This is a genomic window from Lysobacter sp. CA199 (assembly GCF_052078715.1).
Lineage (GTDB): Bacteria > Pseudomonadota > Gammaproteobacteria > Xanthomonadales > Xanthomonadaceae > Lysobacter.
Window position 1 is genome coordinate 1 of record NZ_JBQJIL010000018.1, and the last position, 23,688, is coordinate 23,688.

Consider the following 23,688-nt stretch of genomic DNA (forward strand, 5'->3'; position numbering starts at 1 on the left):
GGTTGGTGGCGAATCACATAGCCACATTGGCACATCGATGCCGTGGCCGGAGGGACCGCCTTGCAGGCGACCCTCTCGCGCCACCGAAGACTAGGCGGAGGCGCCCATACCATCTGAACAACTCGCCGCAAATAATCTAAAATCCGAACTCAGTGCCAACAGTTCCTTCCACGGCGCATCTGCTCCATTTTCGACAGGAACTTCTAGCACAGTGTCCGCTTACCTTTACCTTCCCGTTCTCCATCGCAAAAGCTCCGTTGCATAAGGGACGTTCCCGGTAGACCCAGCAACATTGTCGCTTAAGAGAGAGTAGTTCAGACCCTCCCTAGTGTTCCTTGTTGAAGCCCCCTCGCATTCGGCTGGTTGGCTTGGATATTTCATCATTGAAGTGCCGGCAGATTGTCTGGAGAGTACCAACATAGTTCTTGTTGTATCCGCTCTCCAACCCGTCAGAGATATGCCGCACCGCATCAGCCAAAATGATGCCCCATGCCTTCTCTTCTGACGCACCGCTCTTTTTCTCATACATACCGATTTTCAGCGAGCAATGTAATCCCTTTTGCGCGATCCAGACACGCAGCATCTCGACAGAGTTCTCGTCCTCTTGAGCTGCCGGTGGAATATTCAGTTCATTCATTGTTCTTTCCTGGATCCCTGACCGGTGGTTCGATTCCTCGAGCACCCCATTTTTCCGCGGCGACCTCATCGCGCTTGTTGTCGAGATCACCCTTTCCTCCGCGCTCGTTCATGCCTTTCTGCTCGACATCCTACCGCTTCCCGCAATATTCACCTTCTCGCGGCATGGCCCGGGCCCTCCCAGGAGTTGTGCGAGTTAAGTGCACATAAACTCTTTTCGCCGAGTTTCATCGAAGCAAACCCGATCAACTGCTATAGAACCGACACCAAGTCCTCCTGGATGGCTGGACCAGGACTCAAGTAATCGCTGCGATTCAAGTAGATCATGACCTACAAAGAAAACTGAATAATTTTTCGAATATTCATCGGTGTTATCGTCGAACGGGCTATCAAGGATCCAGAATCTTGCGTCGTGATCGCCGGCAAGAATTAGTCGTGGAAAATCATGAAAATCTCGGTAGTCCAATATTGTCAGCGGAATGTTTTGTGGGATGTTCATTTAATTCTGTCCTCCTTCAGGACGGGGTTTGGCTGTGGAGGACCGAATGAACTAGCCCGCCCCCCTTCTGTAACGTTTACATGCTGCCCATTGATATTGCCCGAACGCGTTGGTTCGGGTGCAACTTCGACAGTGCCGCCATTTCCTCTGATTTCCCCGGCTGTTGACGGCCTAATCGTGTTATGCGGAACTCCGGCCGAAGCCTCTTCGACCGTGCCACCCTGAGATCCAGAAAATGTAGTTCCAGGTTCCGGCATATCGCCTTGGCCCCCACGAACAATCACGCCTTCGTCTGGAACGTCACCTGGCGCATGAGGGTTACCCTCGCTACTACTCGCGTTTCCTGCTTCCTGCGCTTGATTCATTGCCCACACGATGGCACCACCAATTGCAGTCCCGGCGATCGCTGCTCCATATAAACCTATCTTTGCCGGCGCAACAGCATCTGAAGGATCGGGTGTAACTGCATCTGCGCCAGCAGTCGCGAACACCATACGAAGTGCAAAGAACTCACCCTGTCGCTCATCTGGGTCGGTGAACTTGTAAGGATTGTTGTTGGCATAGAGGTAACGACCAAAATTCGCCCCCGTCATGTTTGCCTGAACCGGATCGACGCTTAAAAAGCGGCCAATCTGCGGGTCGTAGTAGCGTTGCTGCATGTACGACAGCCCGGTCGCTGCATCACTGACATGCCCGGTATAGCCCTGCCCATCTTGCACCGGCCGATTGATCTGCGCTCCATACGGCTCGTACTCAGTACGCTCTATGACGTTCTGATTCGCGTCGGTCACCGCGACCGGACTGCCCAGCGCATCCGTGTGGATGTACTCAATGGCCGTCTGTGCGTGTGCGCTGGACGCCACGCTGGCCAGGATCGCGGCCGCTACGAATTTGGATATCCATTTCATGTCGATCTCCTCAGATCAGTCCATTGGCTCGGTGCGTTGGGTGGCCGGGAACGGCGGGCTCGACCAGGTTGAGCAGCCTCCCGAACCGCAAGCGCGCACCGCGTAGTTCGACGCGCAGTACTCGCTCTTCGACCTGGATGCGATTTGATTCAATGGGCCGCGGTACAACAGCGCGCCGGTGTCCGACGACTGCAGTTCGTAGTTGGTGGTTTTAGCGGCCGCCGTCCATTTGATGGTGCAAGTCTGATTGACGAGTCGACCGTTCAAGGTCTGCCTTAAAAGGTCAGCGAACGTGATGGTCGGCGTCGACGGCGGCAGATCCACGGTGATGAACTGCGCATCGCCGTACGGCCCGCAACCGGCGGGGTTGCAGCCGCGAACGCGGTAGCCGTAACGGCCGTCGCCACGGTTCCACACGGTGGTGTCGCCTCTGCCGTCCTGGTAAATCAGCGTCCAGGCCGCGCCTTCGCGGCTTTCCTCCAACTGATAGACCGTGGCGGTCGCCACGCCGGTCCAGCTCAGGCCGAACGTGCCGGTGTTGCTGCTGACCGGGACATTGACCCACGGTGCCACGGTCGGCGGGCCGATCACCTGGACGTTGGCTTGCGCTGAGGTAGCGCCGCAGCCGGCGGCGTTGCAGGCGCGGACGCGGTAGCTGTAGGTTCCCGTGCTGCCGCCGTGGATCACGCGGCTGGTCGCATTCGCGTCCTGGATCAGACCCCAGCCGCCACCGAGCGCGCTTTGTTCCAGCTGATAGCTCGCCGCGCCGTCGATCGCGTTCCAACTGACCGTGAAGCTGCCCGCGTCGCTTTGCGCCGGCGCGCTGATCGTCGGCGCCGAGCCGGGCGGATACAGCACCTGCACGGTGCTGGCGGCCGAGGTGGGACCGCAGCCGGCCGGGTTGCAGCCCTTGATCCGATAGGCGAACGAGCCACCGGGTTTGCCGGCGAACGATTGGCCGAGGTTGCCGCCGCTGTAGGCCGTCGTCCAGGCGCCGTTATTGAAGCTTTCCTCCAGCACGTAGTCGGTCGCGCCGCCAGCGGCGGTCCAGCCGACGCTGTATTGGCCGTTCAAGGCCGTGGCCGGCAGGCTCAATACCGGCGCGGTGCTCGGCGGACGCTGCACGACCACCGTCGCGGCGGCGCTCCAGCCGCCGCAGCCGGCGCTGTTGCACCCGCGCACCCGGTAACCGTAGCTGCCATCGGTCTTGCCCGAGATCGCACGGCTGCGTTCACCGCCGCTGTACAGGCCTTGCCAGGCGCCGCCATTGGCCTGCTCTTGCAGCTCATAGCTGCCGGCCGTAGTGGTTGCGCTCCATTGAACGGCGAAGCCGCTCTGCGAGACGTAGCTCGGCGCGGTCAGCACCGGGACATCGGGAGCGACCGGTGTGGTCGCGCGAGCGACCAGACTGCCGTTCAACTGGATGTAGGCGATGTCCTTCTCTTTGCGATAGTCGCGCTGATAGCGCAGCACGCCGTCCTGGCCGTACATCGATACGATGTTGCCCAAACTCGGGCTGGTCGAGAGCACACGCCGGCCGTGGCCGTCGTAACGGTAGGTTTCCTTGCCCACCGCTTCGCGCAAGCGGTTGCCGAAGTCGAACTGGAACTGCTGGCCGTTCTTGTTCTCCAGATTGCCCTGCACGTCGTAACCCAGGCCGATCACCGACTGACTGGTGCCGGTCAGTTGCACGTTGGTCAGGCGATTGGAGCCGTCGTAGACGTAGGTGTGATCGCGGCCGGCCACATTGACCGTACGCAGGTTGTCGAGCACGTCGTAGCTGTAGCTGGCCGCGCCGAACATCGCCGAGGTGGCGGCGGTCAGCCGGTCAATGCCGTCGTAAACCATGCTGCGGTTGCCGCGCGCGCCGGGCAGGCCGTCGCTGATCGCGGCCACGTTGCCGTTGGCGTCGTAGTCGTAGTTGTCGTCGTGGACGACCGCGTTGCCGGCATCGCGGCTGCGTTCGGCCAAACCGCGCAGGTTCTGTTGCAGGGTGTGGACGATGCCGTTGCCGTATGCGAAGCGCGACATGCCGCCGTTGGGGAAGTAGCTCACGCCGGTCGCGTAGGCGCCGGCCTGGCGCGGCTGACCCAGGGCGTTGGCGGCATAGGCGACCGGCTGTCCGTTGGGATAGGTGTGCGCCTCGAGATTGCCTTCGTTGGTGTAGGCCGAGCCGATCGCCCAATCGATACCGTCGAACTGCAAACGCTCGCGGGTCAGCAGGCGACGTTTGTTGTACTCGTAGCTGTTGGTCACCGTGGCGCCGCCATTGGCGTTGTGGGTGACGACCGTTTTGACCTGCCCATCGGGGTAGTAATCCCAGCCCTGATTGCCGCGGCCGTCGGGAAAATTCAGCGTCTTGACCCGGTTGCGGCTGTCGTAGCTGCGCGATGCCGCGCGTCCGGCGGCGATCGCTACATCGCGGTTGCAGTTGTCAGTCGCTGGCGCCGCCACGCCGGACGCCGACCAGGCGAGGTTGCTGGCGTCGTCGTAATCGACGATGGTCGCGCCGGTCTCGGGTTCGATCGATTTGCACAGGCGGTTGCGGTCGTCGTAGACGTACTGACGCAAGGCTTGCACGCTGCCGTCGGCATTGCGCCGACGCAAGGCCTGCAACGATCCGAACACGTCGCGGTGCAACTCCGTCGCGATGCCCTCGGGGTGATTGATGCCGACCGCGACGTCGTAGCCGGGCTGATCGTAGGCCTGGAACGAGGTGACCGTCGCCTGCAGGCGCGGATTGGTCACCCGCGTCATCAGCTGCGGCAGGTATTCGGTGCGGGTGATCAGCTGGCCCAGTTCGCTGTCCTGCTTGACCAGCGTGGTGCGGCCCAAGGTGTCGTACTCGGTGTGCACGCCCTGGGTCGGCGCGGCGGCGGTGGCGCCCGGATAACTGGCGAAGACCGGCCGGTTCTGATCGTCGTAGCGCGCCGCGGTGGTGCGCAAGGTGCCGGCCAGATCGGTGCTGTCCCATTCGTGGGTCAACACAGGCCGCCACAACGCGTCCAGGAATAGGTTCTTGATGCGGTTGCCCGTGGTGGTGTTCTGCATCCAATGGCCGGGCGCCAGCCCGTGCTCGTCGATGTCGCGACGGGTGAAACTGATCTGGGTCGCAGACCAGGCGTTGGTGTCGGCGCCAGGGTACGCGATCGTTTGCAACCGGCCCGCCGCGTCGTAGGCGTAGGAGGTGGTGAACGAATTTTCATCCGCCACCGAGGTGATCCAGCCGTTGTCGTCGACCACGGCCGACTCGCCGGTCTGGTCGGGGTAGCCGATCGACTGCGGCAAGCCGCGCTTCCAGTTGTTCAGCGAGATCGCGTTGTTACGCCCGTCGGTCACGCTCGCCAAGGTGCCGTCGGCGTGATAGCCGTAGCTTTCGACCAGACGGCCGAACGAGAAACGCTGCACCGGCTGCGCTTTGTCGTTGTAGACGGTTTCCGAGACCACGCGGCCGGTGTCGGTATTGGTTTCTTTCTTGGGCTGACCGAGCACCCACAGCGCCAGATCGTCGTGGTACTCGCTGGTGTCGCTGCGGCTGCGGTCGCTTTGCGTGGCCGCGGACCACCGACGCACGTTGAGCGGACGCACCAGGGCATCGAAGCTGTTGAAGCTGCGATTGAAGGTGGCGCTGTCCTGGCTGGTGACGACCGACTTCAGCGGCCGGTTGGAGTTAGGCAGGCGATCGGCGTACTCGTCGCCGCTGGAGCCCATCCACGCGGGGAACGGCTGGCTGGCCGCCTCGGCTTCCGATAGGTAATCGTTCTGGACGACCTTGTGGACCGCACCGTTCTTGCGCGTCTCGACGCGGAACAACTGGCCTTCGTTGATATCGCGATCGCGACCGAAGGTGTGGACGTTCTGGGTGCCGTCGGGTTCGGTTACCGTCACCGTCTTGTAGTTCGGTGCGGGCGGCGCGTACTTCGCGTTCCAGCCCGGGCCGATATCCCAACGCGATTCGTCTTGGGGCTCATAGCCCTCGTCCAGGCCGTTGTAGGCGTAGGTGTACACCTGTGGTGCGACATTGGAGCCGGAAATGCGTTTCTCGATAAGCGACCAGGTGTCGTGGTAGGTCGAATAGCGGTTGCGTCGGCTCTTCCCTTCGTCGAAGCCGGTCTCGCAAATATAGGGAACGTTCGCTCTGCCGTGCCGCATCGGCTTGAACACATACTCGCCGACCGCGCCGGAGGGGTGGGTTACTTTGACGGTATACCGAGTGTCCAGAAGGATGGACCCGGGCGAGCATGGAACCTTCTGGTCCTCGTAAGTTTGATTGTTTCGCGGGTCTCTCAAATATTCAGCGACGGAGAGGCGATACGGAGTCGCAGTGCCGGACCCCTCGAACTTCCATTGAGTGCCGTCCGGGTTCTGCACGTTTCCGCCTTTAGCCGACTGATCCGTGAACGTCCAAGTGCGGTTGTTGGCGGTCGCCGTCAGGATATCGGCGTGATAGTTGCCTTCGAACATATGGATGGCCGGCGCCGTGTACGTCATCGTGATCTGGCGGCCATCGCTGGCGTAGATCCGTTTGGGGTAGTCGTACTCCCAGTCGTACTTGACCCAGTTGCCGTAGCGGTCCTCGATCTTGGTGACGTAGAGCTTGAGCTTGTGCCGCGGCATCAGAGCGTTGGGGACGTTGTAGCCCCAGGGATGAGAAATGGTGGAATAGCGCCGATACACCAGCCAATCGAAGGTGTATTTGTTGCCGTCGGGCGCGTAGCCGATCAGGCCCTTGCCGGGTCCGTTCTGCACACTGGGCAGTTCGGAGAAGAACCAACCATCCTTGGTCGCGTAGGTATAGGTGACCGAGTTGTTCGGCTTGACGCGCTTGGGGTCGACCGGGATCTTGAGCAGATCGCCACCACCACCGCCGTTGATCGTCAGCCGGTTGCCGCTCCAAAACATCGAGCGGTCGAAGCTGACGGAACCGTTGCTGACCTGGTGAGGCGGCTCTGGCACCCAGCCGTTGACCTGTGAGTTCTTGGCGGCGTGGATCGCGCTAACGTGCGGGATATCCAAATCCCAGTAGCCATTCAAATGGCCCTGGGTGATGTCGTGCGGGTCGAAGAAGATGCCCAGCCCCACCGGCAACGCGCTGTTGCCCGGAACCGAAATCAGATCGTGGGCGAAACGCACGGTGCCGTTGAACAGATTGACCTTGTCGCCGAAGGCCTCATCGCCCAGCGGCGAGACGTTCTCGGTCGAACGCACGCGCTTGGCGTACTCGTTGGGCCAGTCCGTGCCTTGGGCGTGCGCGGCGCCAAAGGAAAACAACAAGACAAGCGCCATCCAAGCTGCCCCGACCCGGAGCCCGCGGTTGAAGTTTTTACCCGAAGATTTCATACCTTCTTCCATGTCAGTCAGCCATTGCGGCTGGGACTAGTTCCCCCGGGCATTCATTGCCCGCCTTGCACAGGGTCGTGCTCATCGCGACGACCTTGCAGCTGTAGTCTCGCAGAAAACAGGATCGACACCAAAGCGATACGACAAGCGGCAGACTGCGCTTCGGCGACTATTCTTGCGACCGGATCGATTCGCGACAGTACGCGCCGATAGCACTCATGCAAGCCATCAATTGAGTGACCCGACGCCACTCCCACTACAGGCGGCTGGTCGGAGTGCGTGGCTATACTCGCCCCATGAGCCAAATCCCCATGAAAACCCTCGGCCTGCTCGGCGGCATGAGTTGGGAATCCACCCTGCCCTATTACCGCCTGATCAACGAGACCGTGCGCGAGCGCCTGGGCGGTCTGCATTCGGCCAAGCTGCTGTTGTACAGCGTGGATTTCGCGGAGGTCGAACGCTTGCAGCACGCCGGCGACTGGGACGCGGCGGGCGCGCTGCTAGGTCGCGCGGCGCGCTCGTTGCGCGACGGCGGCGCGCAGTTGCTGGTGATCTGCACCAACACCATGCACAAGGTCGCCGATGCGGTGGAAGCGGCCTCGCAGTTGCCGCTGCTGCACATCGCCGATCCCACCGGTGCGGCGATCCGCGCCGCGGGCATGGGCCGGATCGGGCTGCTCGGCACGCGCTTCACCATGGAGCAGGACTTCTATCGGCAACGCTTGATCGAACGCTACGGTCTGGAGGTGCTGGTGCCGCAGGCTGAGGAACGCGAGATCGTGCATCGGGTGATCTACGAGGAATTGTGCCTGGGCAAGATCCGCGAAGAATCGCGCGAGGAGTATCGACGCATCATCGCGGGGTTGGTCGCGCGCGGCGCGCAGGGCGTGATCCTGGGCTGCACCGAAATCGGTCTGCTGATCGGGCCGGGCGATGTCGACATCGCTTTGTTCGACACCACTGCGCTGCATGCGCGCGCGGCCGCGTTGGCCTGCATCGGCGAAACCGAATCGGGCTGAAAGGCGCCACCGCCGCGCGACGGTGGCGTCGCGGCCGCGCTGCCGCCACACTGCGGTCTTGACCTGCGCAAACGGAGCCTGCGATGAACGACCGCCCCAATCCCGGCTGGTTCGGCCGCAACTGGAAATGGTTCGTGCCCACCGGCTGCCTGACGCTGGTGTTGTTCGGCGCGCTGTTGTTGGCCGGTCTGATCGGGCTCGGCCTGAAAGGCGTGTCGGGACTTTTCGCCGGCTCCGAACCGGTCCGGCATTCCATCGAACTGGCCGAAGCCGATCCGGCGGTGGTCGCGGCGCTGGGCAAACCGCTGGAAGCGGGCATGATGATTCAGGGCAGCATGCAGACCCACAACGACGACGGCAGCGCCGATCTGTCGCTGCCGCTCACCGGTCCCAAGGGCAAAGGCAAGCTGTATCTGAAGGCCGAACGCTCGGCCGGGCGCTGGACCTATTCGCTGATCGAGATCGCCATCGACGGCAGCGACCAACGCATCGATCTGCTCGGCAAGGGCGAAGGCGCGAACGGGCGCGCATCGCCGGATCGCGAAATCGCACCGCCGGACATCGATCAGCCGCCTGCGCAAGCGCCGTCGAAACATCCGGCTGCGCCCAAGGACGAATCCGAACAGGACCAACCGCCCGAGGAAGGCGCCCCCAAGGTCAACGCGATGGCAGCGGCAGTCCCTTGAACGCCTTGACCGTGCGCAGCACCAGGCTGGAGTTGATGTCGGCGCCGCCGGCCTGATTGAGCAGGCGGTCGAGCAGGAAGCGCGAAAGATGCTCCAGGTCGCGCACGACGATCTGGAGCAGATAATCCATGTCGCCGGTGAGCGCGTAACAGGCGACCACCTCGTCCCAGGTCTCGACGAACTCGGCGAAGGCGCCGACCGCCTCGCTGTCGTGGCGGCCCAGGCGCACCCGCACGAAGGCCTGCAGGCCCAGGCCCAGGCGCGCGGCATCGACTTCGGCGCGGTAGCCGGAGATCACGCCCTCGCGTTCCAGCCGCTGCACCCGACGCAGGCAGGCCGAGGCCGACAGGTGCACGCGCTCGGCCAATTCGGCGTTGGTCAGGCGGCCGTCGCGTTGCAATTCGGCCAGCAGGACGATGTCGGTGCGGTCCAGTTCGATGGTGGCCATTTTCAGCGCCTTATGCAGTATTGGCGCAACAATATTGCGCCATCAAGGCCGAAATACGCAAGAACGCAAGCTAATTGCGCCAAAACGCGATTAGAGTCGTGTGATCACCTCCCCTCGTGGTCAGGAGCGACCCGGCATGAACACCGCCACCCCGCAGCGCGTCGAACATCAGCTCACCGACAAGGGCTACGTGCCGGTCTATACGACCGCCGTGATCGAGCAGCCGTGGGCGTCGTATTCGGCCGACGACCATGCCGTGTGGGCGCAGTTGTTCGAGCGCCAGCAGCAGGTGCTGGTGGGCCGCGCCAGCGACGAGTTCATCGCCGCGCAACGCGCGATGCACATGACCCCGCACCAGATTCCGAAGTTCGACGATCTCAACCGCACGCTGCGCGCGCACACCGGTTGGGAGTTGATCGGCGTGGAAGGCCTGTTGCCGGAGCTGACCTTCTTCGATCACCTGGCCAACCGCCGGTTCCCGGTGACCTGGTGGATCCGCAAGCCCGAACAGATCGATTACCTGTCCGAGCCGGATCTGTTCCACGACCTGTTCGGCCACGTGCCGCTGCTGATGAACCCGGTGTTCGCCGATTACATGCAGGCCTACGGCCGCGGTGGCGTCAAGGCGCACGGCATCGATCCCGACGCACTGGTGCACCTGACCCGTCTGTACTGGTACACGGTCGAATTCGGCCTGATCAAGCAGGCCGACGGGCTGCGCATCTACGGCAGCGGCATCGTTTCGTCCAAGGGCGAGTCGATCTACAGCCTGGAATCGGATGCGCCCAACCGTATCGGCTTCGATCTGGAGCGGTTGATGCGCACGCGTTACCGCATCGACACCTACCAGAAGACCTACTTCGTCATCGACAGCTTCGAGCAGTTGATGCGCGCCACCGAGCCGGATTTCACGCCGATCTACCAGCGGTTGGCGCACCAAGACTCGATCCCGGCCGGCGACGTGCTCGCGAGCGATACGGTCTACAACCGCGGCACCGGCGAGGGTTGGCTGCTCGACGGCGACGTCTGAGTTTCACTTCCGACTGTAGGAGCGGCGCGAGCGGCGACCGCGACATTTCGACTACGACGAAGGTTACGACGCAGGCAGGGTTTCGCAGTCGCGGCTCGCGCCGCTCCTACAGTCGCTGTCGGCGCGCTAAGCTGGCGCCCGATGACCAAGCTGGCGCATCGGCTGCATGCGCTGGTCGAGGCGGGGCAGTTGGATGAGGCCCGCGCTTTGTTGCCGGTGGAGCGCTCGTATACGGCTCAGGTCGAGGTTTGAGTTTGTCGGCCTTCGCTCAGATCGCGCCGAACCTTCAGTCGATCCGACCGCCAGCGCGCCATCAAGCCGCGCTGGCCACCAGATCCGTCTGCATCGCCACGCGGCGCGCGCTGACGAAGCGGATCGCCCAGCCGATGAAGAAGCCGGCGCTGAAACCGGACACGTACAAGTCCCAGGCCATGGCGCTGTCGCGCATTTGCGGATGCGCCGCGGCGATCATCTGCAGCACGTAGTGGCCGGCGAAGATCGCCAGATTACGCAGCAGCGGCAAGGCGCTGCCGGGTTGGCGCACCAGCCGGTTGCGATGGTCGAAACGCAATGCCGACGGCGACAGCGACCAGGCGCCGAGCGCGCCGCCGATCAGGGCGCCGCCGATCCAGCGGCCGAGGCTCTCGATCGGCGTGCCGCCGGCGTGCGCGAACAGACCGCACAAGCCCCAGGCGATGAAGATCGCCGGCACCGTCCATACCCGCGCCAGCGGCAAGGTGCTCGCGCGCAGGCGCCTGGCGCCAAGCCAGATCAGCACCGCGAACAGTGCGAACACCCACAGGGGCGTGTGGGTCAACAGGGCGGACAGGAACATGGCGAACCTCGGAGAGCGGCAGGGCGGGGCCGCGACACGCGGGCGGCGGTCGCGGCGGTGTGGCGCTCATGCTCGGCCCGCGCCGGCGCGGGGCGCAGTCCCGACGGTCACCGATCCGGCCTGCCGGAAGTCACTTCGGCGCCGCAGACGGTTGCCGACGGGCCGGGCGACATCGCCTGCGCTCGGTCGCGCATCGGCTCACCGCGGCCTTCGGCCGAAGCCTCGCCTGCGCCGGTTGGTCCCGGCACGTCACATGATCCCGGTGCCACCTGACCAAACACGACGGTTCACGACCCGCCGGGGAGGTCGCCCTGCTCTTTGGTAATTCGTCACATTTTTAACTAAATCGATCACGTGCCCATAACAAACCGCACTGCGATGTAAATCACGTTTATGGCATGGATATTGCGGTGTTTGGCGGGAGCTCCGGATTCCCCGGCAGCCTTTCTGCGGAACCCCAACCCATCATGCGCAAGCTCACGAAAGCCCTTCTGGCCGTTTCGCTGCTGGCCAGCGTGCCCCTGATCGCCCAAGCCGAGTCCCAGTTCACCACCGGCAGCACCACCCCCATCACCGCGACCGCGCGCCTGGACTTCCAGATCACGGTGCCGAAGATCCTGTTCCTGCGCGTGGGTGCGGGCAGCGATTTCGCCGCCGGCACGACCATCAACCAGATCGCCTTCGCGGTACCGGCGAACGGGATCGGCAACGGCACCGCCGTCGCTGCCACCGCCGCCTCGGGCGATCTGGCCGATGGCGCCGTCACTGCGAAACTGGTCGGCAACAACGGCAGCATCAGCTTCTCCTCGACCACGCTGGGCGCGCTCGGCAACGGCTCGGGCGACACGATCTCCTACAGCCAGATCGCGGTTGCTTCCGATCCGGGCTCGCTGGCCGCCAAGTTGCTGCATCCCACGCTGGCCGACGGCGCAACCACCACGATTGCGGTCGCACCGGCCTCCGGCAAAGTGGTCAACTCCGATGCCAAGTGGACCTACACGTATCGCAACAACAACCTGGTCGCACCGGGCACCTACGGCGGCGTGAACGCCAACAACAGCCGCGTCACCTACACCGCTTCGATGCCGTAAGCGGCATCCCACGCGCGTCCTGCGTCGCCGCCGATCCGGGCGGCGACGCGCTTTCCCCAGAGATCGACCATGACCGCACGTTCCCGCGGCTGGGCGCTGTTGTTGCTCGTCTCGGCATGGAGCCAGGCGGCCGACGCGTTCACCACCACCATCCAGCCGGGCAGTCGCGCGATCTATCTGCGCGTGGGCAACGGCGTGTTCACCGGCAACTACAGCAGCGGCGGCACGCCCGGTTCGGGCGGCACGCTCAATTTGGTCTCGGTGACGGTGCCGGCGGCGGCACTGGGCAACGGCGTGGATCAGACCATGACCACCAACGCCACCCAGGCCAACAGCAACTACGACGGCTTCGCGTTCTGCAACGTGCCCGCGCAGATCTACGTCGGCGGTTTCTATCGCCGGCCCGGCATCACCGGTACCGCGACCCTGAGCGCGAATGCGCCGGCCGGCCTGACCAACGCGCAGGGCCAGACGATCGCGTTTTCGCAGATCACATGGACCAGCAGCGGCAACAACGAAACCGGCGCGCAGCCGATCCCGGCCGGGCAGTTCACCGGCGGCAGCCAGACCCTGGCCAGTTTTCCGGTCAACACCTGGCGCGAGAGCTGCCACAGCTTCAGTTATTCCAACGACGCGCTGGTCGGCGCCGGCGTCTACACCGGCCGGGTGACCTACACCTTGAGCGCGCCATGAGCCGCGCCATCGATCGCGCGAAGATGCGCGCCGCGGCGCTGGGCGTCGCCAGCGCGCTCGCGCTGTCGGCCGCCACCGCGCCGGCGCTCGCGGCGAGTTATCGCGTCGACGACAGCGGCACCCAGGTTTCAGCCCCCAACGTGCAGATGCGCTGGGATTCGCCCTTGCCCGGCGGCGGCGCCGGCAGCGGCGTGACCGGCGTGCTGGATGTCGCGCTGCGCTTGAACGTGGCGACCTGGCGCGGCCGCGTCGGCCGCGTCTACATGAGCTTGCCGGCGTCGCCGTCCGCTCCGCTCACCGCGACCTGGACCAGCCAGGGCCGTTTGCTGCCCGGCAGCCTGCGCGCCGGCGAACGCGGCCTGGTCTACAGCGGACTGATTCCCGAGACCGCGCTGGAAGACCACCTGCGCCTGAGCCTGCGCACCGACGGCCAGCGCCTGCTGCGCGCGGAAACGCTGAACTTCACTTTCGAAATCGACCTGGACGAACTCTGATGCGCCGCTCGCTTATCGACGCCGCCCGACTGCGCGGCACCTTGTTGTTGGCGTTGTGCGCGCTGGCCCCGACCTTCGCCACCGCGCAGGGCTTTTCCGCGCTGGTCTCGCCGCCGCGCTTCGAGGATCGCGCCGGGCCAGGCACGGTGTATCGCAACGTGGTGGAGATCACCAACGTTTCCGGCGCGGCCGCGCGCTACAGCCTCAAGACCGCCGACTGGCATCTGGATGCGCAGGGCTCGGCGGTGTTCGACACCGCGCTCGCGCCGGGCAGTTGCCGGCCATGGGTGGGCCTGGAGGCGGCGCAGATCCAGGTGCCGGCCAACGGCAAGCGCCGCTATCGCTTCGAAGTGGCGGTGCCGGCCGACGCGCCGGTCGGCGAATGCCGCTTCGCGATCTTGTTGGAAGGCGATCCGGAGATGCTCGGCGGCGCGTTGGCGCTGCCGGTGTCGGGTCGCATCGGCATCATCGTGTACCTGGGCATCGGCGACGCCGCCGCGCGACTGCGGCTGATCGGCACCACGGTCGGCGATGTCGAAGGCCGCAAGCTGCCGCTGCTGCAAGTGCGCAACGACGGCAACGCGCACACCCGACTCGAAGGCCTGATCGACGGCACCGACGGCAACGGCCGCAAGCTGAGTTTCATACCCGGCAGCCTGCCGCTGATGCCGGGCGAAACCCGCACCATCGCGCTGAATCCGCAGGCCGACGACGACGCCTCGGCGGCGCCGACCATCGTCTATCCGCTGCAGCTCAAAGGCGCGCTGGACTGGGACAAGCAACGCTTGCCGATCGACACCCGACTCGATCCGTGAGCGCGCGCCGTTGAAGTCGCCCGCGTTCCCGCGCTCCAGGCTCGCCGCCTGCCTCGCCGCCGCGCTCGCTGCGGCAGGCGCGGGCGCGCACGCCGGCGAAACGGTGGGCGAGGGCGACGGCGCGACGACGGGCGAATACCGCGATCGCATCATCGCCGCGCAGGCGCTGGCGCCGTTGCCGCCGGACGAGGGCGAACGCGGCGACAGCGACGGCTTGCCACGTTCGCTGCGGGTGCAAGTGGACTGGGCCCGCAACGAGCAAGGCGAACAACGTTACGACGAGCAAGGCTTGTCGGCCGGCGGCTATTGGGAAACCGCGAACTGGGGCAGTTGGTCGCTGGACGCGACCGCCTTCCATAGCGACCGCGAGCGCAAGAACGGCCGCGGCGGCTCGGGCGGGGCAGCGACTTTGTGGCAGCGCGGCCTGTTCGTCGACGGCGGTTGGCGGATCGACAACGGCCTGGGCGCGATCAACACCCCGTCGCTGGATCTGCAGCGCAATCAGTACCGCTTCTTTCTGCCGACCGTGTCGCTGGCCGGCCTGAGCACGCAGTGGAATCGCGACGCCGACGGCCTGAGCCTGTACGGCGCGTTCGGCCGCGCCGGCGTCTACCAGGGCACCCGCGTGGTCGGTTTCGATGTCGCCGACGGCCGGGTCGGCGCGCTCGGCGCGCAGTGGCGACCGGCACCGGGCTGGACCGCGTCGGCCTCGCTGTTGAGCACCGACGGGCGCATCGTGCCCGACGCGCTCGGCCAGCCCGGTCTGGCCGGCGGTTCCAGTCAGGCCGTGCATTGGGCCGCGGCCTGGGGCTCGGCGCACGACGCGGTGCAGATCAATCTGCTCAACAGCCGCGGCCCCGATCCCAGCGTGCTCGATCCCGGCGCGGTGCGCACCGACGCCACCGGCGGCTGGATCGACGCCAGCGCCCGGCGCGGTCGCTTCCGCCATAACTACGGCGTATTTTCGCTCGACCCGGGACTGGTCTGGGGCGCGCTGCCGATCAACCGCGACGTGCGCGGCGGCTATTACCGCATCGGCTATCAGTACGGGCGTTGGATCTGGAACGCCGGCGTGGACGAGATTCGCTCGATCAGCGGCGAAGGTTTCGACGGCCGTTACGCGACCGCGTTCGCGCGTTATCAGGCCAGCAACTCGCTCGGTTACGGCGCCAGTGCCAGCCTGCGCCAGGTCGAAGGCAGCGACAGCTATGCGCTGCAGACCTTCCTCGACCGCCGCAGCGACTGGGGCCTGACCCGATTGCAGTGGGATCAGGCCGGCGGCGGCGGCGACATCGGCCGCAGCTGGCAGGCCAGCATCGATCAGGCGCTGCCGTTGCGCGAAGGCCGGCGCCTGTCGGTCTCGCTGGGATATGGCGAACTCGGCCAGCCCGACCAGCGCAGCGCCCGCAGTACCACGCTGTCGTTGTACGGCGGCATCGAACTGGGCCAGCGCTGGTCCTTGGACGGCAACGCGCGCTGGACCCGCGGCGACGGCCCGTCGGCGCTGCGCGGGGTGGATCTCAATCTGGGTTTGAACTGGCGCATCGCGCCGGGCTGGGGCTTGAGCGCGGCGCTGTATCAAAGCCGCGGCTCGCAGCGTTCGCCGTTCGCGCTGGATCCGCTGGCGCTGGATTCTCCGTTCCAGAACCTGCCGCGGCAACGCTCGGGTTTCCTGACCTTGCGCTACGACTACAACGCCGGCCGGCCGCTGCCCGTGATCGGCGGCGCGCCGGGCGCGGCGACCGGCGAGATCGCCGGCTCGATCTTCCTCGACGACAACACCGACGGCGTGCGCGCCGCGTCCGAACTGGCCGCGGCCAACGTCACCGTGGTGCTCGACGGCCGTTATTCGGTGCGCACCGACAGCAACGGCCAGTTCGCGTTCGCGCGGGTTTCGGTCGGCACGCACCGGGTGCAGGTGATCGCCGACAACCTGCCGCTGCCGTGGTCGGTGGAGGAGGGCGCGCTGCCGGTGACGGTGGAGGTGCGCGATACCCGCAGGATCGAAATCGGTGCGACGCGGATACGCTGAGGCGCGATGTTGCACGAGGTCTTTTGTGGGAGGGGCTTTCAGCCCCGACGCTTTTCGATCGGACATGGACAAAGTTTCGCTGCGAGCGGATCGAAAAGCGTCGGGGCTGAAAGCCCCTCCCACAACAGCTGCCGCAACGAAACCTCGGGCCTTAAGCGATCGCCACCCGCTCCGCCGCGCGCCCGGCCACCGCCGAAGTCGCCAACAGCCGCCCGGCCAACTCGCGCGCGGCCACCCGCAGCTCGGGCACCGCGGTGATCTCCCACAACTGCGCGCGCAGCAGCGGGCCGATCGCGTACAAGCCGCGCACCGCCACACCCTTGTGATCGAGCACTTCGAACTGCGCCGAACTACGCAGGCCCAGGCCCAGCGGATCGGCCGCGACCAAGCCCGATTCGCGCAAGTGCGCGATCAGCGGATGGGTGGTGCGTTCCACATCGGTATCCAGGCCGGTCGCGCGGATCAACGCATCGAAGCGTTCAGTGTGCAGGCGCTGACCGCCGCGTTCGCGGATCAACGCCTCGACCGCGTCGTCGCCGCGGCGTGCGCGCAGTAACCGGCCGGCGCGCACCTGCAGTTGTCCGCTGTCGCGCAGCGCCTGCAGTTCCTCGGCCAGTTGCGGAGCGATGCGGTGACGCACGATCTCCCAGTACGAACGCAGGTGCCGCAGGAAACTGGCCCGCTGCGCCGTCGGCAGTCCCTGCCAGAAGTTCTGCAGATGCGGGCGCAAGGCGTCCACCAGACTGCGCCAGTCGGCGACCACCGGCGCCAAAGTGCGCAAGGCCCGCGACAGTTCGCGCGGCGCATGCCGGTCGAGTGCATGCAGCACCGCCGGCGGCAGAGCCACGGCCGGCGGCGGCGTTTCGCCGTGCGCGCGCGGCAATAGGCCATGGCGCGACAAGGCCACGATCGGCCCGCGATGGCCGCGCCGCTGCAAGGTGATCACCACATCGGCCATGGTCAGGCCGGTGCCGACGATCAACAGCCGCGCATCCGGCGCGATGGCGTCGATCGCGCCGTCCTGCCACGGCCAGCCCAGGTAACTGGAATGCACCGCCAAGCGCGGACCGACGCCGGGCAGCGGTTGCGGCGGCAAGGCGCCGAGCGCGAGCACCACCCGATCGCTGACGAAGTCGCTGCCGTCGGCCAGATGCACGCGAAAACCCGCCGAGGCGCGCTCGACCGCGATGGCCTCGTGGCGGATCTGACTGAACGCCGCGGTGCTGCCGACGACCGCGGTCTGCAATTGCGCATGCAGGTACTCGCCGTAGAGCAAGCGCGGCAGATAGCTGCCGCGCGCGCGGTCGGTCAGGTTGAGCCAATCGGCGAAACCGCCGGGGCGATCGGGCGTGGCGCCCAGATCGCTGGCGCGCACGTTGAGCAGATGCTCCGGCCGCGCCTCGCCGTAGGCCACGCCGCGTCCATAACTTTCCGGCTGCCCGACCAGGCACAGTTCCACGCCCGGTCCGGCGTTGCGGGCCAATTCGCTGGCCAGCGCACTGCCGCTGAAACCCGCTCCGACGATCGTGATCCGCATGAGGCTGCTCCTGCGACGCGTTGGGGAGCAGATGTTCTATCCGCTTGCGCCGCCGACCGTGTAAAGCGGGGGTTACCGCTTCGTAAAGCGACGCGCACGATGCGGAACTACGTTATGACGATCGGGTATGAGATTCGACGCGAAACTGCAAACTGGGTTGGAGTCGCTCGCCCGATCGCTTGCTGGGCTTCTCTCGGGTCGCCCTCTCCCGCAAGCGGGAGAGGGCGACAAAAGCGGGGCATTGTCGTAAACGTTCGGACTCACTTCGGCCCTGCCAACTGCTTCGCCGTGCCATACGGCCAATGCTTCAGCGTGCCGTCCTTGATCCAGTCCAACTGCATGCGCACATAGCCATCGGCGGTGCGGGTGTGTTGGCGCTCGCCCTTGGCGTCCTTCTCGAATTCCAAAATGCCATGGTCGGCCTGCGGGAACACCACGCTGGCGATCGGCCGACCAGCGTCGCCGAGCGCCTTGAGCCGCTTCTGGGTTTCTTCCGACGGCGCCTCGACGTCGTCGCCGCCGAGCACCCACAGCTGCGGCGTCTTCAAGGTGCGCAGCACCGGCATCGGGTCGTAGTCCCAGCTGACTTCGAAATCGAACTTGGCCATTTCGGCGATCGCTTCGGCGCGTGTGCGCAGCGCGATCAGACCGGTGTACTCGCCCTTGAGCGCCTTCCACCACGGCTCGCCCTGGTACTTCTCGCGCAAGGCGTCGATCTGCTCGAACCCGCGCGCGCCATTGCTGGAGGCGACCACGCCGGTGGCGTCGCTGACTTCGCGTGCCTTGCGCAACGTGTCGGCATCGCCGAAACCGGCCGCGCGCAGATCCAGCACCACTTGATCGCGGTCTTCGGACAGCACGCTGTCGGCCAAGCCGAAGCCGACGAACACGAACTTCGCCTGCGAGGTCTTGCTCGCCGCCAACGGCGCGACCCAGCCGCCCTGGCTGCCGCCGTGGAAACCGATCCGGCCGATCCGCTTGCCGCCCAGCCGCCGCGCTTCGCGCAACGCCGCCGCTGCGTCGTCGGACAGATCGTGGAAGTTCTGCGAGTACTTGCCGGTGGAGCCGCCGGTACCGCGCTTGTCGTAGACGAAAACACCCACGCCTTCGGCGGGGAACAGGTGCTGCTGGTAATAGCCGTCGACGCCGGAATAACTCTCCGAACCGTGCACCATTACGATCACCGGCACGTTCTTCTGGCCCCGCGGCAACACCAGACGCCCGCGCAGGCTCACGCCGTTGCCTTCGAACTTGGTGTCGACGATGTCGAATTCGATTTTCTTTCCGGTGTGGCTGGCGTACTGGATTCGGCCTTCGGCGCAACTGCCCAGCGACACTTGCACACCGTCGGACTGGTCGGTCCAACCGCGCGTGCTGACCCAGCCGCCGTCCTTGGGCGTGAGCTTGCCGGTGCGGCCGTCGATCAAGCGCCAGCGCAGCAGCGAAGGTTTATCCAAGGTGCCCAGCGCGACCACGCTGCCGTCGTCCAGACGGTAGGCGCCGGCGTGGCAGCGCGCGTCGATCTTCGCCTCGGTGGCCGGCGCGGCGGCGGATGCGCCGGCACTGGCCAGCAACGCGGTCAACAAGACAGTGGTGCGCAGGACGGAAGCGTTCATCTAGGTAGCCGTAGAGGGAGGTCGTGGCTTGTGATGCGCGTTGCGCCATATCCGTTGCGGCCCCGCTGCGGCAACGCTCGACACTTTCGTTTCAGCCGCCGATGTGCTGTGCCTGCGCCCGCACCGCGGGTTTGCGCGCGGACCGCGGACCCCAACGGCGGTCGGCCCACAGCTTGGCGGCGATCGCGGCCAGCAACGGACCGAACCACGCCACGTAATGCAACGCCGCGCCATCGATCATCGGCAACAACCGCGGCAGGCCGACGCCCAGGAAGGTGATGTGCACGGCGATGCCGTTGCCGATCATCGCGGTGTAGTGCTCGACCAACCACCAACGAGGTCGCGCGGCCAGACGGTCGCGAGCGCGGCGCTTGCGCAGCATGTCGATGCCGATGTACAGGCCGATGCTGGAAAATCCCATGAACAGCGGCGCTGCGATCTTCACGCCCAAGGCCAACATCGCCGCGCCGGAAACCACCGACAGCGCGGCGAGCGCGGTATAGACCGGCCCGGTGTAGCGCTGCACATCGCGCTTATCGACGATCGCGCGCCAGCCGACCCAGGTGCCGGTGGCGGTGATCACGATCAGATAGCCCAGGAACGCGGCGGTATAGAGGTTGCCGTTGCGCAACGCGTACAGCGTCATCGCCACCGCGGTGACGACGATGCCGGTCATCGCCAACAAGAACAGCTGGCCAGCACGCCGGTGCAGATCGCTGCCCTTGTGCGCCAGGCCGGCGCTCCAGAAACCGATCAAGGCCAGTACGCCGATCGCGATGTGCACGTACTTGACGACTGCGTAGACCTGCTGGATGAAGACGTGTTCCATGTCCGACCTCCCGCCCGGCGGACGTCGCCGGGGCAGGCTCATGGTGGTCCGCGGGCGGCGCCGGGGCAGGGCCCGCCGGTCACGACCTGGACCTGCCGGAAGTCACTTTCTGCGCCGCGAGCATTGCCAGCGCCGCGGCCGCGCCGCAGCATGCCGGCATGACCACCCTGCTGCGCCGGACCGTGCTGCAACCGATGAACCTTCCGGCCTTGCTGACCTGGCTGGCGGTGGCGTTGTCGCTGCGCTATGCCCAGAACCCGACTTCGCCGGTGCTGTGGCTGGCGATGCTCGGCTTCGCGGCGGCCTTCCTCGCCCACGATTTCCTGCCCGACCGCCGCGTCTACGCGCGCGCGGTGCTGTTCGCGCTGGAAGCCGCGAGCGCGCTGACGGTGTGCTGGTTCGCCTCGCGCGGCGGCGCATCGCCGGCCTTGCTGGTGGTGATGGTCGCGCACATGAGCATGGTCTATCCGCGGGGCGTGGTGATCGTGTTGTCGGTCGCGATCAACCTCGCGCTGTACCTGGTCCTGGTTCACGCGCACAGCCCCGCGCCGCTGGTGATCACCCTGATCTTCGCCGGCTTCCAATCCTTCGCCGCGCTGATCGCGCGTTACGCGCGCAGCGCCGAGCAGACCCGCGACCAACTCGCCCTGGTCAACGCCGACCTGCTCGCCACCCGCGCCTTGCTCGCCGACAGCGCGCGCGACGCCGAGCGCCTGCGCATGGCGCGCGAACTGCACGATGTGGCCGGGCACAAGCTCACCGCGATGATGTTGAACCTGCGCTTGTTGGCCGCCGAACCGGATCTTGGCCAACGCCGAGAAGTGCAATTGGCGCAGCAGTTGGCCAGCGAGCTGCTCGGCGACATCCGCGGCGTGGTCCAGGCCTTGCGCGACGCGCGCGGGCTCGACTTGGCCACCGCTCTGCGCGCGCTGGCCGCGCCGATGCCCAAGCCGACGCTGGATCTGAGCATCGACGCGGACATCCATCTGACCGATCCGGCGCTGGCCGAAACTCTGTTGCGGGTGGTCCAGGAGGCGCTGACCAACAGCGCTCGCCATGCCGAAGCCGATCGCGTGAGCGTGGACATCCGCCGCGACGGCGCGACGCTGCGGATACTGATCGAGGACGACGGCCGCGTGCGCGGCGCCCTGCACGAGGGCAATGGCCTGGCGGGCATGCGCGAGCGCGTCGCCGCCGCGGGCGGCATCATGGCGCTGTCCCACAGTCCGCGAGGCGCGATGCGCATCGAAGCGAGTTTTCCCTTGAACGGCGCCATCCATCCGGTCGCGCAAGCATGAGCGCCGACCCGAAACCGCCGGTGCGGCTGGCCCTGGCCGACGACCAGATGCTGGTGCGCGCCGGTCTGCGCGCGCTGTTGGAGCGCCTGGGCCTGCAGATCGCCTTCGAAGCCAGCGACGGTCAGGCCTTGCTCGATGGATTGGCCGACACCCCGGTCGACGTGGTCCTCAGCGATATCCGCATGCCCGGCCTGGACGGCATCGACGCGCTGCTGAAATTGCGCGAACGCGGCGACCGCACGCCGGTGCTGCTGCTGACCACCTTCGACGAGAGCGATCTGCTGCTGCGCGCCACCGAAGCCGGCGCGCAGGGCTTCTTGCTCAAGGACGCCGCGCCGGAGGATCTGCGCGCGGCGATCGAACGGGTCGCCGCGGGCGAAACCCTGCTGCAGCCGGTCAGCACCGAACCGGTGCGCGCGCGCTATCGCTATCACGCCGACGACGCGCCGCGCGCGCTGTTCACCGAACGCGAAGTCTCGGTGCTGCGGCTGATGGCCGGCGGCTATTCCAACAAGGAAATCGCGCGGGCGATGTTCCTGGCCGAGGGCACAGTGAAGAACTACGTGTCGGTGATCCTGGAGAAACTCGACACCCGCGATCGCACCCGCGCGGTGCTCAAGGCGATCACGCTGCGGGTGATCTGAGCCCGCAACATCCCCCTGTAGGAGCGGCGCAAGCCGCCACTGCGACACCGCAACTACAGCGAACCGCAACGCTGAGCGATCAACCTGCCGCCGGGCCTGGGTCGTTGGCGCGGTGTCGCGGTCGCGGCTTGCGCCGCTCCTACAGGGAGGATCACGAAAATTATCGCGGGCGTGTCACGGGCGCTGCACCTGGATCGTCGAACCCATGCACGCGCGCATCCACCGGAGCCTCCGGCCCCGGCACTTGCAAGCCGACACCGCCATCGCCATCGTCTGCGACCCCAGGCGCGGCGACCCGGCCCCCTGCGTACCGTTTTCCGATCGAGCCCGATGACCACCGCCGACGACACCCGCCTGTTCGCCCAAACCGCGCCGATGCTGACCGGCCTGGCCTATCGCATCCTCGGCTCGCGCGCCGACGCCGAGGACGCGGTCCAGGACACCTTCCTCAAATGGCAGGCGGCCGACCGCGCCGGCATCGACAACCCCGGCGCCTGGCTCACCACCGCCTGCACGCGCCGCTGCATCGACTTGCTGCGCTCGGCCCATCGCACCCGCGTGGACTACGTCGGCGATTGGCTGCCCGAACCGATCCACGCCGAAACCGCCGGCCAGCCCGAGGAACAACTGGCGCTGGCGTCCTCGCTGTCGACCGCGTTCTTGCTGCTGCTGGAACGGCTGACGCCGAAGGAGCGCGCGGCCTATCTGCTGCACGAGATCTTCGAGCAGCCCTATGCCGACGTGGCGCGGATCCTGGAGATCGAGGAAGCCGCCTGCCGCAAGTTGGTGCAGCGCGCGCGCAGCAACGTCGAACAGGCCAAGGTGCGCCACGTCACGCCGGCCGAGCAGCAGGACCGCCTGCTGGCCGCGTTCGAGACCGCGATCGTGCAGGGCCGCACCGCGCCGCTGGCGGCGTTGCTGTCGGAACACATCGCCCTGCATTCCGACGGCGGCGGCAAGGCCACCGCGGCGCCGCACGCGCTGCACGGCAGCGGCCAGGTGCTGGGCTTCATCGAGTCGGTGCTGCACCCGGCTTGCCGCGAGGACCGCTGGCTGTTCGTCGACCTCAACGGCTCGCGCGGCGTGATCCTGGAACGCGCCGGCAAGATCGAGGCGGCGATGAGCTTCGGCTATGAGGAAGACGGCCGCCTGCGCGATATCTACATCATGCGCAATCCCGACAAGCTGGCGCGGCTGGAGGCGGTGTCGATTCGATGAATGCGCAAACGGCGCTGACA

The 23,688-nt window shown here is 66.0% G+C and carries 20 protein-coding genes; 11 read left to right on the plus strand and 9 right to left on the minus strand.

The features are described 5' to 3' along the window. Window positions 1–325: 325 nt before the first annotated feature. The 4 genes from ACTOWJ_RS27305 to ACTOWJ_RS27320 all read right to left on the minus strand — a co-directional run bounded on the left by ACTOWJ_RS27305 (window position 326) and on the right by ACTOWJ_RS27320 (window position 7,317). Window positions 326–637 (minus strand): DUF5076 domain-containing protein, encoded by a 312-nt coding sequence (locus ACTOWJ_RS27305; protein WP_441337786.1) that lies wholly within the window; start codon window positions 635–637, stop codon window positions 326–328. 195 nt (window positions 638–832) lie between these two features. Continuing rightward, window positions 833–1,135 (minus strand): hypothetical protein, encoded by a 303-nt coding sequence (locus ACTOWJ_RS27310; RefSeq protein ID WP_441337787.1) that lies wholly within the window; start codon window positions 1,133–1,135, stop codon window positions 833–835. Beyond that, window positions 1,132–2,043 (minus strand): RHS repeat domain-containing protein, encoded by a 912-nt coding sequence (locus ACTOWJ_RS27315; RefSeq protein ID WP_441337788.1) that lies wholly within the window; start codon window positions 2,041–2,043, stop codon window positions 1,132–1,134. The genes ACTOWJ_RS27310 and ACTOWJ_RS27315 overlap by 4 nt, the downstream gene beginning before the upstream one ends. Window positions 2,044–2,058: 15 nt before the next feature. Continuing rightward, window positions 2,059–7,317 (minus strand): hypothetical protein, encoded by a 5,259-nt coding sequence (locus ACTOWJ_RS27320; protein ID WP_441337789.1) that lies wholly within the window; start codon window positions 7,315–7,317, stop codon window positions 2,059–2,061. Between the two features lie 377 nt (window positions 7,318–7,694). Here ACTOWJ_RS27320 and ACTOWJ_RS27325 point away from each other — a divergent pair, with 377 nt between their 5' ends. Both ACTOWJ_RS27325 and ACTOWJ_RS27330 read left to right on the plus strand, forming a co-directional pair. Further along, window positions 7,695–8,402, plus strand: coding sequence for an aspartate/glutamate racemase family protein (locus tag ACTOWJ_RS27325; RefSeq protein WP_441337790.1), 708 nt, complete (start codon window positions 7,695–7,697; stop codon window positions 8,400–8,402). Between the two features lie 83 nt (window positions 8,403–8,485). Beyond that, on the plus strand, window positions 8,486–9,088 hold the full coding sequence (locus ACTOWJ_RS27330; protein WP_441337791.1) for a cytochrome c oxidase assembly factor Coa1 family protein: 603 nt from the start codon (window positions 8,486–8,488) through the stop codon (window positions 9,086–9,088). On the opposite strand, the gene ACTOWJ_RS27335 is transcribed toward ACTOWJ_RS27330, so the two are convergent. After that, window positions 9,060–9,536 (minus strand): Lrp/AsnC family transcriptional regulator, encoded by a 477-nt coding sequence (locus tag ACTOWJ_RS27335; RefSeq protein WP_441337792.1) that lies wholly within the window; start codon window positions 9,534–9,536, stop codon window positions 9,060–9,062. The two genes, ACTOWJ_RS27330 and ACTOWJ_RS27335, sit on opposite strands and share 29 nt — an antisense overlap. A 136-nt stretch (window positions 9,537–9,672) precedes the next feature. Here ACTOWJ_RS27335 and phhA point away from each other — a divergent pair, with 136 nt between their 5' ends. Beyond that, window positions 9,673–10,566: a phenylalanine 4-monooxygenase gene (gene phhA / locus ACTOWJ_RS27340; RefSeq protein WP_441337793.1), complete on the plus strand. Its 894-nt coding sequence runs from the start codon at window positions 9,673–9,675 to the stop codon at window positions 10,564–10,566. Window positions 10,567–10,879: 313 nt separating this feature from the next. Here phhA and ACTOWJ_RS27345 read toward each other — a convergent pair whose 3' ends face one another. Then, entirely contained in the window at window positions 10,880–11,401 is a 522-nt protein-coding gene (locus tag ACTOWJ_RS27345; RefSeq protein ID WP_441337794.1) for a DUF6622 family protein, read from the minus strand. 467 nt (window positions 11,402–11,868) lie between these two features. Between ACTOWJ_RS27345 and ACTOWJ_RS27350 the strand changes: the two genes are divergently transcribed. The 5 genes from ACTOWJ_RS27350 to ACTOWJ_RS27370 all read left to right on the plus strand — a co-directional run bounded on the left by ACTOWJ_RS27350 (window position 11,869) and on the right by ACTOWJ_RS27370 (window position 16,526). After that, window positions 11,869–12,492: a hypothetical protein gene (locus ACTOWJ_RS27350; protein ID WP_441337795.1), complete on the plus strand. Its 624-nt coding sequence runs from the start codon at window positions 11,869–11,871 to the stop codon at window positions 12,490–12,492. A gap of 69 nt (window positions 12,493–12,561) precedes the next feature. Then, complete coding sequence (locus ACTOWJ_RS27355) at window positions 12,562–13,185, plus strand: hypothetical protein (RefSeq protein WP_441337796.1); 624 nt, start codon at window positions 12,562–12,564, stop codon at window positions 13,183–13,185. Continuing rightward, complete coding sequence (locus ACTOWJ_RS27360; protein ID WP_441337797.1) at window positions 13,182–13,679, plus strand: hypothetical protein; 498 nt, start codon at window positions 13,182–13,184, stop codon at window positions 13,677–13,679. Before ACTOWJ_RS27355 ends, ACTOWJ_RS27360 begins: the two co-directional genes overlap by 4 nt. Next, the gene (locus tag ACTOWJ_RS27365; RefSeq protein WP_441337798.1) at window positions 13,679–14,494 is read left to right on the plus strand and encodes a hypothetical protein; all 816 of its coding nucleotides are present in this window, start codon (window positions 13,679–13,681) and stop codon (window positions 14,492–14,494) included. Before ACTOWJ_RS27360 ends, ACTOWJ_RS27365 begins: the two co-directional genes overlap by 1 nt. Before the next feature lie 10 nt (window positions 14,495–14,504). After that, window positions 14,505–16,526 carry a carboxypeptidase-like regulatory domain-containing protein gene (locus ACTOWJ_RS27370; protein ID WP_441337799.1) on the plus strand — a complete coding sequence of 674 codons (2,022 nt, stop codon included), beginning with the start codon at window positions 14,505–14,507 and terminating at the stop codon, window positions 16,524–16,526. Between the two features lie 151 nt (window positions 16,527–16,677). Here the strand turns inward: ACTOWJ_RS27370 and ACTOWJ_RS27375 are convergent, their stop codons facing one another. The 3 genes from ACTOWJ_RS27375 to ACTOWJ_RS27385 all read right to left on the minus strand — a co-directional run bounded on the left by ACTOWJ_RS27375 (window position 16,678) and on the right by ACTOWJ_RS27385 (window position 20,508). Beyond that, the gene (locus ACTOWJ_RS27375) at window positions 16,678–18,063 is read right to left on the minus strand and encodes an FAD/NAD(P)-binding protein (protein WP_441337800.1); all 1,386 of its coding nucleotides are present in this window, start codon (window positions 18,061–18,063) and stop codon (window positions 16,678–16,680) included. Between the two features lie 260 nt (window positions 18,064–18,323). Further along, a complete protein-coding gene (locus tag ACTOWJ_RS27380) occupies window positions 18,324–19,679 on the minus strand; it encodes an alpha/beta hydrolase family protein (RefSeq protein WP_441337801.1) in 1,356 nt (451 codons plus the stop codon). A 91-nt stretch (window positions 19,680–19,770) separates the two neighbouring features. After that, window positions 19,771–20,508 carry a hypothetical protein gene (locus ACTOWJ_RS27385; protein WP_441337802.1) on the minus strand — a complete coding sequence of 246 codons (738 nt, stop codon included), beginning with the start codon at window positions 20,506–20,508 and terminating at the stop codon, window positions 19,771–19,773. Window positions 20,509–20,666: 158 nt separating this feature from the next. Here ACTOWJ_RS27385 and ACTOWJ_RS27390 point away from each other — a divergent pair, with 158 nt between their 5' ends. The 3 genes from ACTOWJ_RS27390 (at window position 20,667) to sigJ (ending at window position 23,668) form a co-directional block, all read left to right on the plus strand. Then, the gene (locus tag ACTOWJ_RS27390; protein ID WP_441337803.1) at window positions 20,667–21,806 is read left to right on the plus strand and encodes a sensor histidine kinase; all 1,140 of its coding nucleotides are present in this window, start codon (window positions 20,667–20,669) and stop codon (window positions 21,804–21,806) included. Beyond that, window positions 21,803–22,450 carry a response regulator transcription factor gene (locus tag ACTOWJ_RS27395; RefSeq protein WP_441337804.1) on the plus strand — a complete coding sequence of 216 codons (648 nt, stop codon included), beginning with the start codon at window positions 21,803–21,805 and terminating at the stop codon, window positions 22,448–22,450. Before ACTOWJ_RS27390 ends, ACTOWJ_RS27395 begins: the two co-directional genes overlap by 4 nt. A gap of 330 nt (window positions 22,451–22,780) precedes the next feature. After that, window positions 22,781–23,668: an RNA polymerase sigma factor SigJ gene (gene sigJ / locus ACTOWJ_RS27400; protein WP_441337805.1), complete on the plus strand. Its 888-nt coding sequence runs from the start codon at window positions 22,781–22,783 to the stop codon at window positions 23,666–23,668. Window positions 23,669–23,688: the final 20 nt, after the last annotated feature.